Source organism: Pseudonocardia sp. KRD291 (assembly GCF_019263595.1).
Lineage (GTDB): Bacteria > Actinomycetota > Actinomycetes > Mycobacteriales > Pseudonocardiaceae > Pseudonocardia.
Genome location: NZ_JADQDD010000125.1, coordinates 1 through 16612 on the forward strand (window position 1 = coordinate 1; position 16612 = coordinate 16612).

Genomic DNA, 16612 nt, shown 5'->3' on the forward strand with positions numbered 1-16612 from the left:
AGGGCGGTACCGGCCAGCAGAGCGGCGGCGATGCGGAGCGGGGCGGACACGGGCGACACCCTGACACGGCTACCCTGGCGAGCAGGCCACGTCGCGTCGGCCGTGTCGGGGATTCGTCCCCGCGGGGTAACCGGCGCCGGACGGGCGCGAGGAGTTCGTCGAAGCGAGGAGTTCGCTGGTGGAACCGGGTCAGCCCGACATGCAGATGATCCTGCAGCAGGCGCAGAAGATGCAGCAGCAGCTGCAGGAGGCGCAGGCCGAACTGGCCACCGCCGAGGTCACCGGCCAGGCCGGCAACGGACTGGTCGAGGTCACGATGACCGCACAGCTGGAGCCGCGCGGGGTGAAGATCGACCCCAAGGTGGTGGACCCCGAGGACGTGGACACCCTGCAGGACCTCGTCGCCGGGGCGTTGCAGGACGCGGTCCGCGCGGCGCAGGCGCTGCAGGCCGAGAAGATGGGCCCGCTCGCCGGAGGCATGGACATGGGCGGCCTGGGCCTTCCGGGCGCCTGAGGTGTTCGAGGGGCCGGTCCAGGACCTGATCGACGAGCTGGGCCGGCTGCCGGGGGTCGGGCCGAAGAGCGCCCAGCGGATCGCGTTCCACCTGCTCGCCGCCGACCCGGCCGACATCAGCCGTCTGCAGGACGTCCTGCAGACGGTCAAGCAGGGCGTCCAGTTCTGCGAGGTGTGCGGCAACGTCGCCGCCGACACGCGCTGCCGCTACTGCGCCGACGCCCGGCGCGACCCCACGCTGGTCTGCGTGGTCGAGGAGCCCAAGGACGTCCTCGCGGTCGAGCGGACCCGGGAGTTCAAGGGCCGCTACCACGTGCTGGGCGGCGCGCTGGACCCGTTGGCCGGGGTCGGTCCGGACACCCTGCGGATCCGCGAGCTGCTCACCCGTCTCGGCGGCACCGGACCGGCCGCCGACGAGACCGACATCTCCGAGGTCATCATCGCCACCGACCCGAACACCGAGGGCGAGGCGACGGCCACCTACCTGGTGCGTCTGCTGCGGGACTTCCCGGGGCTCTCGGTCACCCGGCTGGCGTCCGGCCTGCCGATGGGCGGCGACCTCGAGTTCGCCGACGAGATGACGCTCGGCCGCGCCCTCGCCGGGCGCCGGGCGCTGTAGACCGGCCGTAGCTCGGCCGAAGACACAAGTGGCCGGCCTCGCCCGTGGGCGCGGCCGGCCGATCGGCGCGACAACCCCCCGTTGCGGCGCCGGTCCTTCCCGGTGGTGCGTGTGCGGTGCCGGTGGTCAGTCGGTGTCCTCGTCGGCCCACGCGTCGACGTGGTACCGGCGGGGCCCGCGCGGCTGCCGGCGCTGCTCCCAGCTGACCCGGCGCTCGGCGGCGATCCGGCGCCAGGCCCGGCGCTGTGCGGAGTCGACGACCCCGATCACGATGCCGGTCAGCACGAGGACGGCCAGGCCGATGACCACCAACATGATCAGTGCGGTCATGGTGACCACCTGCCCTGGGCCGCCCCCGGGGACTTCCCGGCCCGGTGGACCTCCGGTGCGCGGTGCGAACGGTGACTGCGGATCATCACGATCTCCTCTGCTCGTCGTGCCGGTGACGGACGCCGGACGAGCCCGCAGAGTGTGATCGCGGTCTCTGGCCCGCCTATGGGTAGAGTGCCGCACATCAGCGCCATGTGCAATTGCACAGCGATGGGATTGCACATGTGCTACCCGAAGAGACGAACCGCCGCGGCCGGATCCGGACTGCGACGAGCGGCCGAGGGCAGGGGGATCGGGTGGAGCACGAACCGACCGGTGCGCGCCGGCGACTCGGTGCCGAGCTGCGACGACTCCGCGGGAACGCCGACATGCGGCTCGACGAGGTCGGCAGGAAGCTGAGCTGCTCCACGTCCAAGATCAGCCGTCTGGAGAACGGGAAGGGCATCCCGAAGCCGCGCGACGTCGAGGACCTGCTCCGGATCTACGGCGTGACGGCGGACCTCGAGATGGCGATGCTGCGACGTCTGGTGCACGAGAGCCGGTCCCGGGGCTGGTGGGAGACCTACACCGACGGACTCTCGGCGGAACGCTTCGTGCTCGACAGCCCGGGTCGCTACGCGGCGCTGGAGACCGACGCGGCCGGGATCGCCTCGTTCGACCTCGCCGTGCTGCACGGCCTGGCCCAGACCCCCGGCTACACCCGCTCGATCCTGGAGGCGCTGTTGCCGCGGCACGAGTCGTGGGAGATCGACCGTCTCGTCGAGCTGCGCCGGCACCGCCAGCGCGCCCTGGTCTCCGCGGACGGTCCGGTCCGTCTGCTGGACGTGATCGACGAGGGGGCCCTGCGCCGGGTCGTCGGCAGCCCCTCGGTGATGGCCGGACAGATGGAGCGGCTCCTCGAGCTCGCCGACATGCCGAACGTGGTGCTGCACGTCCTGCCCTTCGACGCCGGCATGCACCGCGCGCACTCCGGCCAGTTCTCGATCCTGGAGATCCCGGACGAGCGCGGCTCCGACCTCGTCTACACCGAGAGCCACGCGGGCGACACGTACCTCTCCGACCCCGTCGACGTCCGGCTCTACCGCGCGATCCTCGACGACGTCCGGGCCCGCGCGCAGGACCCGGAGACCTCACGGGAGACTCTGCTCCGTTACCGCGAGCTGCACCTGTCCGGCGAGGGGGCCGACGTTGATCGAATACCGGGTCAGTAGCTACTGCCACCTGGGCAACTGTGTCGCCGTCGGGGTGCACCCCGACGGCGGGATCGCCGTCGCCGACACCAAGACCGACCAGGCTCCGCTGGTCTTCACCCGCGCGGAGTGGGCGTCGTTCTGCGACGGGATCCGCCGCGGCGACGTCGAGGACGTGCGCTGAGCCGGTCGCGCAGGGTCGTTCCCGAACCGTGACGTCAGGACCTACCGGCGGGTAAAGCTGGGCTATACCGTCGTTCGTCACCCGACGCTTCGCCCCGACTCACCATCGAGGTCACCTGAATGAGTGTTCCCCGACGCCTGGTCGCCACCCTCACGGCCGGTCTGCTCGCGGTATCCCTGACTGCCTGCGCGACGTCCGACCGGGACGCCGGAGGCGGTGCGGCAGGCGGAACGATGGTCTTCGGCGCCGCCGGCGCCCCGAAGAACTTCGACCCGATCTTCAACGACGACGGGGAGAGCTTCCGGCCGGCGCGTCAGATGTTCGACACGCTGATCACGTACAAGGCCGGCACCACCGAGCTGGAGCCCGGGCTGGCGACATCGTGGACGTCCACACCGGACGGTAAGCAGTGGACGTTCGCCCTGCGCCCGGGCGTCAAGTTCCACGACGGCACCGACTTCAACGCCGCCGCGGTCTGCGCGAACTTCGACCGCTGGTTCAACATGAAGGGCGCCGCCGCCCAGAGCCAGATGATCTACTACGGCGACGTGTTCGAGGGCTTCGCCAAGAACGAGGGCGACGCGTCCGGGTCGCCGGTCTACAAGAACTGCCAGGCCAAGGACGCGAACACCGCGGTACTGAACCTGAACAAGTTCAAGGGCGCGTTCCCGGCCGCGTTCGGCCTGACCTCGCTGTCGATCTCCAGCCCGACGGCGCTGAAGCAGTACAACGCGGACGCGGTGACCCAGAGCGGTGACTCGTTCACCTACCCCGCCTACGCCAACGAGCACCCGACCGGCACCGGGCCGTTCAAGTTCGAGAGCTACGACAAGGCCAACCAGACGATCACCATGGTCCGCAACGACCAGTACTGGGGCGAGAAGGCCAAGCTCGACCGGCTGATCTTCAAGATCATCCCGGACGAGAACGCCCGTAAGCAGGAGCTCGCCGCCGGCACCATCGACGGCTACGACCTCCCCTCGCCCGCCGACTACGGGACGCTCAAGGACGCCGGCAACCAGGTTCTCGTGCGCAAGCCGTTCAGCCTGCTCTACCTCGGCATCAACCCGAAGAACAACCCGGCACTCAAGGACCTGCGGGTGCGCCAGGCGATCGCCTACGCGATCAACCGGGACGCGCTGGTGCGCACCAAGATGCCCGAGGGAACCCAGGTCGCGACGCAGTTCATGCCGGACACCGTCGCCGGGTACGCACCGGACGTCACGACGTACCCGTACGACCCGGCGAAGGCCAAGGCGCTGCTCGCCGAGGCCGGGCAGCCGAACCCGACGCTGAACTTCTACTACCCGACCGAGGTCACGCGGCCCTACATGCCGAACCCGGCCGACCTGTTCGCCGCGATGTCGGCGGACCTGGCCGCGGTCGGCATCAAGGTCAACCCGGTGGCCCGGCCGTGGAACGGCGGCTACAAGGACGACGTGCAGAAGGCCGGCAAGCACGACCTGCACATGCTCGGCTGGACCGGCGACTACAACGACGCCGGGAACTTCGTCGGCACGTTCTTCGGCCGGCCCAAGGCCGAGTTCGGGCAGAACGACCCGGCGATGTACGCCGCGCTCGCCAAGGCCGACTCGATCCCGGACCCGGCCGGCCACACGGCGGCCTACCAGCAGGTCAACCGGGACCTGATGAGCAAGTACCTGCCCGCCGTCCCCATCCTGACCACCGGCCCGGCCATCGTGGTCAAGGGGAACATCCAGGGCCTGGTCCCCTCCCCACTGACCGACGAGCGGTTCGTCACGGTCAGCAAGAGCGAGCAGCAGTAGAGAGCGGATCGGCCGCCGCGGTACCCCGCGGCGGCCCGTCCGGCCGGGGGGAATGAGGGGGAACGATGCTGCGCTTCGTCGTGCGACGACTCGTCCAGGTCGTCCCGACGCTGCTGATCCTGTCCGTGTTGTTGTTCGCCTGGCTGCGCTCGCTGCCCGGCGGACCGGCCGGGGCGCTGCTCGGGGACAAGGCGACGCCGGAGGGCATCGCCGCGCTGAACCGCACGCTGGGTCTGGACCAGCCGATCCCGATCCAGTACCTGCGCTATCTCGGGCGGGCGTTGAGCGGGGACTTCGGGGCGTCGCTGATCAGCGGTGACCCGGTGCTCGCCGAGATCGGGCGGGCCCTGCCGGCGACGATCGAGCTGTCGGTGACGGCGCTGCTGATCGCGGTGCTGGCCGGGATCCCGCTGGGCTACCTGGCGGCCCGGTACCGCGGGCGCCCGTGGGACAACGTCACGATCCTGGGCACGCTCGTCGGCGTCGCGGTGCCGGTGTTCTTCCTCGGCTACGTGCTCAAGCAGATCTTCGCCGTGGAGCTGAACCTGTTCCCGCCGTCCGGGCGCCTCGCCGTCGACCTCGACGCCACCCGGGTCACCGGGTTCGCGATCCTGGACGGGCTGCTCACCCGCGAGTTCGACGCCAGCGCCGACGCCATCGCGCACCTGGTGCTGCCGGCGATCGCGCTGGCCACGATCCCGCTCGCGGTGATCGTCCGGATCACCCGGGCGTCGGTGCTCGACGTGCTCGACTCGGACTTCGTGCGCACCGCCAACGCCAAGGGGCTCGCGCCGGGGACGGTCCGCGGCCGGCACGTCCTGCGCAACGCGCTGCTGCCGGTGTCCACCACGATCGGTCTGCAGACCGGCCTGTTGCTGGCCGGCGCCGTGCTCACCGAGAAGGTGTTCAACTGGGGCGGCCTCGGCACGCTGATCGCCGAGGGCATCGAGCGGCGCGACTACCCACGTCTGCAGGCGATCGTGCTGCTCGGCGCGCTGATCTACGTGATCGTGAACCTGCTCGTCGACCTGTCCTATGCCCTGATCGACCCGAGGGTGAGGTTGCGATGAGTGCTCCGACCACGTGGGCGCGGCGTCGCCGTGCCCGGATCGACGACACCGCGCAGGGCCGCAGCCTGGGCGCGGACGCGCTGCGCCGGCTGCGCCGCAACCCGGTCGCGATCACCGGCGCCGTGATCATCGCGGTGTTCGTGCTGATCTCGGTGTTCGCGCCGTTGCTGGCCCCGCACGGCCCGGCCGAGGCGTTCCCGCAGCTGCTGGACCGTCTGCGGCCCGGTGAGATCCCGGGAGCGCAGGACGGCTTCCCGCTGGGCAGCGACCAGAACGGGCGTGACGAGTTCTCCCGGATGATCCTGGCCTCGCGCCAGACGCTGCTGGTCGGTGTGCTGGCCACGGTCTTCGGGCTGGTGTTCGGCGTCCTGATCGGTGTCGTCGCGGGTGCCGTGGGCGGCTGGGCGGACACCGTGCTGATGCGCGTCACCGACGTGTTGCTGTCCATCCCGTCGCTGCTGCTGGCGATCTCGGTGGCCGCGCTCGCGGCGCGGCCCAGCCAGACCACGGTGATCATCGCGGTGGCGCTGGTGAACGTCCCGATCTTCGCCCGGCTGCTGCGCGGGTCGATGCTCGCCCAGCGCGAGTCCGACCACGTGCTCGCCGCGACCGCGCTCGGCGTCAAGCGGCCGGCGATCGTGGTGCGGCACATGCTGCCCAACGCGATCGGCCCGGTGATCGTGCAGGCCACGCTGACCCTGGCGACCGCGATCCTGGACGCGGCCGCGCTGTCGTTCCTCGGGCTCGGCGACGCCGACCCGGCCCGCGCCGAATGGGGGCTCATGCTCGCCACCGCCCAGCCCTACCTCGACGTCCGGCCCGCGCTCGCGCTCTACCCCGCGCTGGCGATCATCGTCGTCGCGCTCGGGTTCACGCTGTTCGGCGAGGCCCTGCGCGAGGCACTGGACCCGAAGGGGCGCCGATGACCCCCGCAGGCGCACGGTCGGGGGACGGGCCGCTGCTCGACGTCCGCGACCTGTCGGTCCGGTTCACCCGTCGCGGCGAGCCGGACACCGTCGCCGTCGACGGCATCTCGTTCGACATCGAGCCCGGCGAGGTCGTCGGCCTGGTCGGGGAGTCCGGCTGCGGGAAGTCGGTCACCTCCCTGGCGATCATGGGCCTGCTGCCCGGGCGCGGCCCGAAGGTCGGCGGCGAGGTCCGCTTCGGGGGCGACGACCTGCTCGCGCTGTCCGACTCGGCGCTGCGCGAACGTCGCGGCCGGGACCTGGGCATGGTGTTCCAGGACCCGCTGTCCTCGCTGAACCCGGTCGTCCCGGTCGGGGTGCAGATCACCGAGGCGCTGACCCGGCACCGCGGGATGGACAAGAAGGCGGCCCGCACCGAGGCCATCACGCTGCTCGAACGGGTCGGCATCCCGGACCCGGCGCGGAGGGTGACGTCCTACCCGCACCAGATGTCGGGGGGCATGCGGCAGCGCGCGCTGATCGCGATCGCGCTGGCGTGCCGGCCCCGGCTGCTGATCGCCGACGAGCCGACCACCGCACTGGACGTGACGATCCAGGCCCAGATCCTGGAGCTGCTGCGCGAGCTGGTCGCCGAGACCGGCACCGCGCTGATGATGATCACCCACGACCTGGGCGTCGTCGCCGGGCTCTGCGACCGGGTCAACGTGCTCTACGCAGGCCGGATCGTCGAGCGCGCGGAGCGGCACCGGCTCTTCGCCACCCCGCGCCACCCGTACACGCACGGGCTGATCGGCTCCATCCCGCGGCTGGACTCCGACCCGGAGCTCGAGCTGCCCGCGATCCCCGGCTCGGTCAACGACAACCTGCCGTGGGACACCGCGTGCGCGTTCGCCCCGCGGTGTCCCCGCGAGATCGGGCGCTGCACCGAGGTGACGCCCGGGGTGGAGACGGCCGCGTCGCGCCTGCTGCGCTGCCACAACCCCGTCCCGGCGACGTCGGCGTGAGAGGAATGCGATGACCTCGACCGAGAACGCGACGACGGTGACGGACACCGACCTGCTGCTCGAGGTGGACGACCTCGCGGTGCACTTCCCGATCACCAGCGGGGTGCTCTTCGAGCGCACCGTCGGGCACGTCCGCGCCGTCGACGGGGTGTCGCTGCGGGTGCACCGCGGCGAGACCTACGGCCTGGTCGGCGAGTCCGGCTGCGGCAAGTCCACGCTGGGCCGGGCGATCCTGCGGCTGGTCGACCCGACCTCGGGCAGTGTCCTGTTCGACGGCACCGACGTCGCGACGCTGAAGGGCGAGCCGTTGCGTCGCATGCGTCGTCGGTTCCAGATGGTGTTCCAGGACCCGCTGTCCAGCCTGGACCCGCGCCAGTCGGTGGAGTCGCTGCTGACCGAGGGCCTGCGCGCGCACGGGCTGAGCAGGGGCGGCGAGGCCGACCGGGCGCGCCTGACCGAGCTGATGGACGCCGTCGGGCTGCCGTCCGGGGCGCTGCGCCGGTACCCGCACGAGTTCTCCGGCGGGCAACGGCAGCGGATCGGGATCGCCCGCGCGCTGTGCGTCGAGCCGGACCTGATCGTCGCCGACGAGCCGGTGTCCGCACTGGACGTCTCGGTGCAGGCCCAGGTGCTCAACCTGCTGTCCCGGCTGCAGCGCGAGCTCGGGCTGACCTACCTGGTGATCGCGCACGACCTGGCCGTCGTGCGGCACGTGAGCGACCGGGTCGGGGTGATGTACCTGGGCGGGATCGTCGAGGAGGCCCCGGCCGGGGACCTGTACTCGGACCCGCTGCACCCCTACACCCGCGCGCTGCTCTCCGCCGTCCCGGTGCCGGACCCGCAGGTCGAGGACGACCGGGAACGGATCCTGCTCACCGGCGACCTCCCGTCACCGGCGGCGCCGCCGTCGGGCTGCCGGTTCCACACCCGCTGCCCCTGGCGTCAGGCGGACCGGTGCGACACCGAGCGTCCGCAGCTGCGGGTGCCCGAGGGAGCCGGCCCCGAGCACCGGGTGGCCTGCCACCACGCCGAGGCGATCCGCGACGGCCGGATCACCCGGCACGAGGTCGCGCCCGAGGCGGTGGACCAGTCGTCCGGGACCGGCCCCGCCGCCCCCGAACAGGGCGGCTCCCTGACCGAGTTCCTGGGCCGCTGAGCCCTCGTGCGCGGTTATCGTCGCCGGAGCAGCGATAACCGCGCACGGGCGCGTCAGCGCATGGCGCGGTTGATGGCGCTCACGACGCCCTTGAGGCTCGCGCTCGTGATCGAGCTGTCGATGCCGACGCCCCAGAAGACCTTGCCCTCGACGGCGCACTCGACGTAGGCCGCGGCCCGGGCGTCGTCACCGCCGCCCATGGCGTGCTCGTGGTAGTCGAGGACCCGGACGTCGAACCCGATCCCGGCCAGCGCGTCGACGAACGCGGCGATCGGGCCGTTGCCGCTGCCGGTGATCTCGTGCAGGTCGGACTCCACGCGGACCGTGGCCACGATCTCGTCGTTGCCCTCGCCGTCGCTGGTCACCCGGTGCTTGACCAGGCGCAGCGGGGTCTCGCGGTCGAGGTACTCGATGTCGAAGGCGTCGCGCATGGCCTTCGGCTCGACCTCGCCGCCCTCGGTGTCGGTGAACTTCTGGATGACGTGCGAGAACTCCATCTGCAGCCGGCGCGGCAGGTCCAGCTGGTGCTCGGCCTTCATGATGTAGGCGATGCCGCCCTTGCCGGACTGCGAGTTCACCCGGATCACGGCCTCGTAGGTCCGGCCGATGTCCTTCGGGTCGACCGGCAGGTACGGGACCTCCCACGGGTGCTCGTCGATGTCGTGCCCGGCCGCGGCGGCGTCGACGCGCATCGCCTCGAGGCCCTTGTTGATCGCGTCCTGGTGGCTGCCGGAGAACGCGGTGTAGACCAGGTCCCCGCCCCACGGGTGGCGCTCGGCGACCGGCAGCTGGTTGCAGTACTCGACGGTGCGGCGGACCTCGTCGAGGTCCGAGAAGTCGATCTGCGGGTCGATGCCCTGGGTGAACAGGTTCATCCCGAGGGTGACCAGGTCGACGTTGCCGGTGCGCTCGCCGTTGCCGAACAGGCAGCCCTCGATCCGGTCCGCACCGGCCTGGTAGCCCAGCTCGGCGGCGGCGACGCCGGTGCCCCGGTCGTTGTGCGGGTGCAGGCTCAGCACGAGCGCGTCGCGGCGCGCCAGGTTGCGGTGCATCCACTCGATCGAGTCGGCGTAGACGTTCGGCGTCGCCATCTCCACCGTGGACGGCAGGTTGACGATCATCGGGTTCGCCCGTGTCGGCTGCCAGATCGCGCTGACCTGGTTGCACACGTCGACGGCGTACTCCAGCTCGGTGCCGCTGTAGGACTCCGGCGTGTACTCGAACGTCCAGTCGGTGTTCGGGTACTTCTCGGCGAAGCGGGCGACCTCCTCCGCGCCGTCGGTGGCGATCTTGGCGATGCCGGCGCGGTCGGAGCGGAACACGACCCGGCGCTGCAGCACCGACGTCGAGTTGTAGAGGTGCATGATCGCCCGCGGCGCGCCCTCGCAGGCCAGGAACGTGCGCTCGATCAGTTCCGGGCGGGCCTGGGTCAGGACCTGGATCTGCACGTCGTCCGGGATCGCGTCGTTCTCGATGATCTCGCGGACGAAGTCGAAGTCGGTCTGGCTGGCGGCCGGGAACCCGACCTCGATCTGCTTGTAACCCATGCGCACCAGCAGGTCGAACATGCGGCGCTTGCGGTTCGGGCTCATCGGGTCGATCAGCGCCTGGTTGCCGTCGCGCAGGTCGACCGCGCACCACAACGGTGCGGTGGTGATCGGCTTGTCCGGCCACGTGCGGTCCGGCAGCGATACCGGCTCGACCAGCTCGTGGAACGGCTTGTAGCGGCCGAACGGCATGTGGGAGCCCTTCTGCGGGTTCCACGGAGCCTGCTCCTGCGGTGCAGGGCGGTCGGGTGTACGCATCCTGCTCGGGTTGCCGGAGATGAACGCGTCGGGAGTGCTCGTCACTTCGATGCTCCTGGATGTGGCCCTGCTGGTGAGGGCGCGGCCGGTGGACGACCGGCGAGCACGCAGAAGCCCCGCGACGAGGGGCCGGTCGGTCAGACCCCGCCGCGGCGGCGAAGGAGCAGGCGCGCCATGTCCCTACCGTAACCCGAACCGCCCGCTGCGCGGCAACCCGATCGGGTCGGTCACAACGAAGAGGTCACGGCAACGAAGTGGTCACAACCTCGGGCCGGGTCTACTCGTTGGTAGGGCCAGTGGTGATCTCCGTGTCAGGATGTCGCCTGTCACTTCGGGGAGGTCCCAATGTCCACGGTGGGTACGACGGCGCGACGGGGCGCCGGATTCCTGGCCAGCCTGCTCCGCATCGTCGGCATGGTGATCGTCGCGATCCTGGTGATACACATCGTGTTCACGCTGCTGGACGCGAACCCCGCGAACTTCGTCACCCAGTTCGTCGCCGAGTGGTCGGCGATGTTCAACCTCGGGCTCGGGAACCTGTTCACCCCGGACCAGCCCAAGATGGCCGTCACGCTGAACTACGGCGTCGCGGCGATCGTCTGGCTGCTGGTCACGACCCTGGTCGTGCGGCTGGTGCGCCGGATCGCCTGACCGCCCGCCCGGACGGGCATGGGGCGGAGCGCTCGACCGCGCCCCGCCTCGCGTCCCGGTCCGTCTAGTGCGCGTGCTCGTGCTCGTCGGTGACGGCGGCGTCGTGCGCGTGCTCGTGGGCGTGCGTGCTGCCGTCGGCGTGGCTGTGTTCGTGCGCGTGCTCGACGTGGGAGTGCGCGTGCTCCACGTGGGCGTGCGTGTGGGTCGAGCCGTCGTGGTCGTGCTCGTGGGTGTGCACGGCGGTGCTCATCGGAACTCCTCCTCGCCGGGTGTTCGGCGCCGCTGCGACGCCGTCGTGCGCGGAACGCTAGGGCTGCGTCCGTGATCGCGGAAGACGATCGCGACTGTCTCCAGCACATTCCTGTTGCCGCCGGATGGCACCAGAAATGCGCTGGTGGCGGCGTTGCGGCAGATCGCATGTGACGCCGTCGACGGGTTCGGTGCGGATGCGGACGGCTCCGCAGTGGCAGGACTCGTAGCGCACCACGCCCTCGCTCGTCGGATGCCGGGACCGGACGGTCCAGCGGTGCGGCAGCGGTTCGCTCATGGAACGAGCGTGCTGTAATGGCTCAGTGCACATCAACCCTTACGGACACGATCCGGTGTGCCTGGCCGCGGATCTGGCCAACCACCCGCCGGAGAGCGTCGACGAGCTCGTCACCCGGTGTCTCGAGGCCGGTCTGTCCCGGGAGTGGACACCGGGGCCCGAGGACCTGGTCCGGGTCCGGGCGCTGCTCGCGCGCTGGACCGACGTCGTCGACGCCGACCCCGGCCCGAACCGGGCCGAGCGGCTCAACGTCCTGCTCGCCTCGGGTACCGCGCACCCGCGGCTGACCGACCACGACGGGCACTGGCACCTGCACTACCGCGACGCCGACCTCTCGCTGGCCGGGGTGCTGCACGCCCTGATCGCCACCGGCACCGCGATGCACCTGGCCGGGCGCGGGATGGACCGGCTCGGCCGCTGCGCCGTCGACGAGTGCCGCCTGATCTACGCCGACACCTCGCGCACCGGCCGCCGCCGCTACTGCTCGACGCGCTGCGCGAACCGCGACGGCGTACGTCGCCACCGCGCCCGGGCGAGCTGACCCCCCCGTCCGGCGTGGCGGCGGGGCGGCTCGGGGCACCCGGGCGTGTGGGATCGGTCATCGTCTCGCCCACAGATCCTGAAATCGGGTGCCCTCCGCCGGTAATGTGCCGTTCCGACCAGCGTCGCCGGCGTCTCGCCTGCGATGGACATCCGAAGGACCCGCCGACCGGGCGGGGCCAGGACAGGAGGTCGGTGTGGCCCTCGTCGTGCAGAAGTACGGCGGATCGTCGGTCGAGAGCGCGGATCGCATCAAGAAGGTGGCCGAGCGGATCGTCCGGACCCGGAAAGAGGGCCACGACGTCGTCGTCGTGGTGTCCGCGATGGGTGACACGACCGACGAGCTGACCGATCTCGCCGAACAGGTCTCCCCGAAGCCGCCGGCGCGGGAGATGGACATGCTGCTCACCGCGGGTGAGCGCATCTCCAACGCGCTCGTGGCGATGGCGATCCACTCCCTCGGTGCCGAGGCCCGCTCGTTCACCGGCTCCCAGGCGGGGATGTTGACGACGTCCAAGCACGGGGACGCCCGGATCATCGAGGTGAACCCCTACCGGCTGCGCGAGGCCCTCGACGAGGGCCACATCGTGCTCGTCGCCGGGTTCCAGGGGATGAGCGAGGACTCCAAGGACATCACCACGCTCGGCCGCGGCGGTTCGGACACCACCGCCGTCGCGCTGGCCGCGGCGCTGAACGCCGACGTCTGCGAGATCTACACCGACGTCGACGGCATCTACAGCGCGGACCCGCGGATCGTGTCCAAGGCGACCCACCTGGACACGGTGACCTACGAGGAGATGCTGGAGCTGGCCGCGTCCGGCGCGAAGGTGCTGCACCTGCGCGCCGTCGAGTACGCCCGCCGCTACGGCGTCCCGCTGCGGGTGCGCAGTTCCTACAACGACAAGCCGGGCACGCTGGTCTCCGGCTCGATCGAGGAGATTCCGTTGGAGAACCCGATCATCACCGGCGTGGCGCACGACCGGTCCGAAGGCAAGATCACGATCACCGGCGTGCCGGACACCCCCGGGATGGCGGCGAAGATCTTCCGCACGGTCGCCGACGCCGAGATCAACATCGACATGGTGCTGCAGAACGTCTCCCGCGAGAGCGAGGGCAGGACCGACATCACGTTCAGCCTTCCCCGCACGGACGGCGACCAGGCCGTCTCGGTACTGGAGAACGCCAAGTCGGTGATCGGCTTCGAGGAGCTGCTCTACGACAGCGAGGTCGGCAAGGTCTCGCTGGTCGGCGCCGGGATGCGCAACCACCCGGGCGTCACCGCGAAGTTCTGCGAAGCGCTCTCCGACGCCGGCATCAACATCGAGACCATGAACACCTCGGAGATCCGGATCTCGGTGATCTGCCGCTCCGACCAGCTCGACGACGCGGTGAAGGCGCTGCACGAGGCGTTCGAGCTCGGTGCCGAGGACGACGCCGTCGTCGCCGGCGGAACGGGACGGTGACCTGACATGGGAATGGACAAGCCCGTACTCGCCCTCGTCGGCGCGACCGGTGCCGTCGGCACCACGATGATCAACATTCTGGACTCGCGCGAGTCGGTGCCGTGGTCGGAGATCCGGCTGATCGCCTCCGCGCGCTCGGCGGGCAAGGTGCTCCGGGTCCGCGGCGAGGACGTCACCGTCCTCGAGCTCAAGCCCGAGGTGTTCGACGGCGTCGACATCGCGATGTTCGACGTGCCGGACGAGGTCAGCGCCGAGTGGGCGCCGATCGCGGCGTCGCGCGGCGCGATCGCGGTGGACAACTCCGGAGCGTTCCGGATGGACCCGCAGGTGCCGCTGGTGGTGCCCGAGGTCAACCCGGAGAAGGTCACCGAACGGCCCAAGGGGATCATCTCGAACCCCAACTGCACGACGCTGTCGATGATGGCGGCGATGGGCGCGCTGCACCGCGAGTTCGACCTGCAGGCGATCGTCGTGGCCTCCTACCAGGCCGCGTCCGGCGCCGGGCAGCCCGGCGTGGACCAGCTCTACGCCGAGATCGCGGCGGTGGCCGGCAAGGATCTCGGCGTCACCGGCGGGGACGTGGCCGCGGCGCTGACCGCGGCCGGCGTGCCGGTCGGCTCCGCCGCCGGGTCGCCGTTCCCGGCCCCGCTGGCGCTCAACGTGGTGCCGTGGGCCGGCTCGGTCAAGGAGGACGGCTGGTCGTCCGAGGAGCTCAAGGTCCGCAACGAGGCCCGCAAGATCCTCGGCATCCCGGAGCTGAAGGTGTCCGCCACCTGCGTCCGGGTCCCGGTGGTCACCACGCACGCGCTCTCGGTGCACGCCACGTTCGGCCGCGAGGTCTCCGTCGACGCCGCCCGCAAGGTGCTCGCCGCGCAGCCGTCGATCGTGCTGCGCGACGACCCGGAGAAGGGCGAGTGGCCGACGCCGGCCGAGGCCGTGGGCGGCGACCCGACCTGGGTCGGGCGGATCCGGCAGGCGCTGGACTTCCCGAACACCCTCGAGCTGTTCGTGTGCGGGGACAACCTGCGCAAGGGCGCCGCGCTCAACACCTACGAGGTCGCCGAGACGGTGGCCGCCGCCGGCTGACGCCCCGTTCCACCGACGCCGCCGGGATCCGCACGGGTCCCGGCGACGTCGTGCGTTGCACACACCGGAACGGCTGGTCAGCGGTGTGAGACGGCTCCCACGATCGGGTCCGGGACTGCTGTCGTATGGCCCGAACCCGATACTTTGGACCGCGTGAGCAACGACGAACTCCTGCGCCGCCACGACGCCGGCGGTCGCGATCGGTGCGCCGGTGCGGCCGCCGGCCTCGCCGCCGCGCCGTCCCTGCACACCGCGCTGCTGACCTGCATGGACTGCCGGATCGACGAGCAGACGCTGTTCGGGCTGGAGCCCGGGGACGTGCACGTGCTGCGCAACGCAGGCGGCGTGGTCACCGACGACGTCGTCCGGTCCCTGGTGATCAGCCAGCGCAAGCTCGGCACCCGGGAGGTGCTGCTCGTGGCGCACACCGGGTGCGGCATGGCCACGTTCACCGACGACGAGTTCTCCGAGGAGCTGGCGCGGGAGACCGGCCTGGTCCCGTCCTGGCGCCCGCAGTCGTTCGCCGACGCGGCCACGAACGTCGGCCGGGGGATCACCCGCCTGCGCACGGACCCGTTCCTGCTCCCCGAGATGAGCGTGCGCGGCTTCGTCCTCGACATCGAGACCTTCACCCTGACCGAGGTCACCCCGGCCTGACGGTCTCTGCGAGCCGGCCCGGTCGGCCCTGCGGCTCGGGCGGTCAGGGGATCCGCAGGGTGGTGACGATCGCTCTGTGGTCGGTGCCCGGGACGTCGCGGACGTCGAAGGACTCGGCGGCGATCCCGTCGGTGCCGAACACGTGGTCGATCTGCGGGCCCAGCCAGCGGGGTGCCCAGTTCGGCCATGTGCCGACCAGGCCGTTGCCGGTCTGCGCGGCCGCGTCGCCGCAGCCCGCGGTGCCCTCGCGCAGCACCGAGTGGTCCAGCGTGGCGTTGAAGTCGCCGGCCAGCACGGCCGGGGTCGGGCCCTGGCACCACTGCCGCAGCAGGTCGAGGTCCGAGCGCCATTCGTCGACGCTGCCGCGGGTGGGGGCCACCGAGTGGTAGGCAACGAAGCGCAGGTCGCCCAGAGCGCCGCCGGTGGCCTCGACGAACGGGAACGGGCGGCCCCGGCCGGTCCGCGTCTGCACCTCACCCATCCGCTCCGAGACGGCCAGGGTGACGCCGGCGACGTCCTGTCGTCGGGCGGAGACCGAGGCGACCGTGCGGTAGCCCAGCGGCGCGATCAGCGGATCCAGCTCGCCCGCGAAACGTCCCCCGGACTCCGGGATCGAGACCACGTCCGGCGCCTCGGTGCGGATCAGCGCGGCGAGGGTGTCCACGTCGGCCTCGCCCTCGAAGACGTTGAGCGCGAGGACCTTCAGCGGTGTCCCGGAGGGCGGCGGCGTGTCGGCGACCGTGCGCGGCAGGACCATCCCGCCGCCGAGCACGGCGACCACGGCCAGCCCGGCGGTGACCGGCCACAGCCCGCGCCGGAACACGGTGGCCACGGCGAAGGACACGACGACGACCACGAGCCCGACCAGCAGGACCGTCCGGAACGCGACGGTCTGCGCGAACGGGGGGAAGCGGTCCATCCCGAACAGCAGGTCCGGCACCACCGCGACCGCGGCCAGTGCCGTCAGCAGCAGGGCGGCCAGCCAACGCAACGGGCCCGTCGGGCGGGCGCGGCCACGACGGTTCGGCTGAGTGGCCGCATCCGGCCGGGGAGGAGCGCTCATCACCCACCAGTGTGCCCGGA

The 16612-nt window shown here is 71.3% G+C and carries 18 protein-coding genes; 14 read left to right on the forward strand and 4 right to left on the reverse strand.

Annotated features, from left to right (window positions below; genetic code table 11):
- Positions 1–175: 175 nt before the first annotated feature.
- Together I4I78_RS17885 and recR are read left to right on the forward strand one after the other, a co-directional pair.
- Positions 176–514 (forward strand): YbaB/EbfC family nucleoid-associated protein, encoded by a 339-nt coding sequence (locus I4I78_RS17885; RefSeq protein WP_226379924.1) that lies wholly within the window; start codon positions 176–178, stop codon positions 512–514.
- Position 515: 1 nt separating this feature from the next.
- Positions 516–1133, forward strand: coding sequence for a recombination mediator RecR (gene recR / locus I4I78_RS17890; protein ID WP_218612488.1), 618 nt, complete (start codon positions 516–518; stop codon positions 1131–1133).
- 126 nt (positions 1134–1259) lie between these two features.
- Here recR and I4I78_RS17895 read toward each other — a convergent pair whose 3' ends face one another.
- The gene (locus I4I78_RS17895; protein ID WP_218612489.1) at positions 1260–1463 is read right to left on the reverse strand and encodes a hypothetical protein; all 204 of its coding nucleotides are present in this window, start codon (positions 1461–1463) and stop codon (positions 1260–1262) included.
- A gap of 296 nt (positions 1464–1759) precedes the next feature.
- On the opposite strand from I4I78_RS17895, the gene I4I78_RS17900 reads away from it, so the two are divergent.
- The 7 genes from I4I78_RS17900 to I4I78_RS17930 all read left to right on the forward strand — a co-directional run bounded on the left by I4I78_RS17900 (position 1760) and on the right by I4I78_RS17930 (position 8780).
- On the forward strand, positions 1760–2674 hold the full coding sequence (locus I4I78_RS17900) for a helix-turn-helix transcriptional regulator (RefSeq protein ID WP_218612490.1): 915 nt from the start codon (positions 1760–1762) through the stop codon (positions 2672–2674).
- The gene (locus I4I78_RS17905) at positions 2652–2837 is read left to right on the forward strand and encodes a DUF397 domain-containing protein (RefSeq protein WP_218612491.1); all 186 of its coding nucleotides are present in this window, start codon (positions 2652–2654) and stop codon (positions 2835–2837) included. Before I4I78_RS17900 ends, I4I78_RS17905 begins: the two co-directional genes overlap by 23 nt.
- A 119-nt stretch (positions 2838–2956) precedes the next feature.
- On the forward strand, positions 2957–4624 hold the full coding sequence (locus I4I78_RS17910; RefSeq protein ID WP_218612492.1) for an ABC transporter substrate-binding protein: 1668 nt from the start codon (positions 2957–2959) through the stop codon (positions 4622–4624).
- Positions 4625–4689: 65 nt separating this feature from the next.
- Positions 4690–5694, forward strand: a complete 1005-nt coding sequence (locus tag I4I78_RS17915) for an ABC transporter permease (RefSeq protein WP_218612493.1) — start codon at positions 4690–4692, stop codon at positions 5692–5694.
- Positions 5691–6620 (forward strand): ABC transporter permease, encoded by a 930-nt coding sequence (locus I4I78_RS17920; protein ID WP_218612494.1) that lies wholly within the window; start codon positions 5691–5693, stop codon positions 6618–6620. The genes I4I78_RS17915 and I4I78_RS17920 overlap by 4 nt, the downstream gene beginning before the upstream one ends.
- A complete protein-coding gene (locus I4I78_RS17925) occupies positions 6617–7624 on the forward strand; it encodes an ABC transporter ATP-binding protein (RefSeq protein WP_218612495.1) in 1008 nt (335 codons plus the stop codon). The genes I4I78_RS17920 and I4I78_RS17925 overlap by 4 nt, the downstream gene beginning before the upstream one ends.
- Before the next feature lie 10 nt (positions 7625–7634).
- Positions 7635–8780: an ABC transporter ATP-binding protein gene (locus tag I4I78_RS17930; RefSeq protein WP_218612496.1), complete on the forward strand. Its 1146-nt coding sequence runs from the start codon at positions 7635–7637 to the stop codon at positions 8778–8780.
- 53 nt (positions 8781–8833) lie between these two features.
- On the opposite strand, the gene leuA is transcribed toward I4I78_RS17930, so the two are convergent.
- Positions 8834–10585 (reverse strand): 2-isopropylmalate synthase, encoded by a 1752-nt coding sequence (gene leuA, locus I4I78_RS17935; protein WP_218612503.1) that lies wholly within the window; start codon positions 10583–10585, stop codon positions 8834–8836.
- Between the two features lie 345 nt (positions 10586–10930).
- Between leuA and I4I78_RS17940 the strand changes: the two genes are divergently transcribed.
- Positions 10931–11236: a hypothetical protein gene (locus I4I78_RS17940; RefSeq protein WP_226379923.1), complete on the forward strand. Its 306-nt coding sequence runs from the start codon at positions 10931–10933 to the stop codon at positions 11234–11236.
- Between the two features lie 64 nt (positions 11237–11300).
- Here the strand turns inward: I4I78_RS17940 and I4I78_RS17945 are convergent, their stop codons facing one another.
- Positions 11301–11486, reverse strand: a complete 186-nt coding sequence (locus tag I4I78_RS17945; protein ID WP_218612497.1) for a zinc transporter Slc39a7 — start codon at positions 11484–11486, stop codon at positions 11301–11303.
- Between the two features lie 322 nt (positions 11487–11808).
- Between I4I78_RS17945 and I4I78_RS17950 the strand changes: the two genes are divergently transcribed.
- From I4I78_RS17950 to I4I78_RS17965, 4 genes are all read left to right on the forward strand, one after another.
- Entirely contained in the window at positions 11809–12324 is a 516-nt protein-coding gene (locus I4I78_RS17950) for a CGNR zinc finger domain-containing protein (protein WP_308252197.1), read from the forward strand.
- 196 nt (positions 12325–12520) lie between these two features.
- The gene (locus tag I4I78_RS17955; protein ID WP_218612498.1) at positions 12521–13786 is read left to right on the forward strand and encodes an aspartate kinase; all 1266 of its coding nucleotides are present in this window, start codon (positions 12521–12523) and stop codon (positions 13784–13786) included.
- 6 nt (positions 13787–13792) lie between these two features.
- Positions 13793–14872, forward strand: a complete 1080-nt coding sequence (locus I4I78_RS17960; RefSeq protein ID WP_218612499.1) for an aspartate-semialdehyde dehydrogenase — start codon at positions 13793–13795, stop codon at positions 14870–14872.
- Positions 14873–15025: 153 nt separating this feature from the next.
- Complete coding sequence (locus I4I78_RS17965; RefSeq protein WP_218612500.1) at positions 15026–15529, forward strand: carbonic anhydrase; 504 nt, start codon at positions 15026–15028, stop codon at positions 15527–15529.
- Between the two features lie 43 nt (positions 15530–15572).
- On the opposite strand, the gene I4I78_RS17970 is transcribed toward I4I78_RS17965, so the two are convergent.
- On the reverse strand, positions 15573–16612 hold a 1040-nt coding region (locus I4I78_RS17970; protein ID WP_218612501.1), incomplete at its 5' end, for an endonuclease/exonuclease/phosphatase family protein.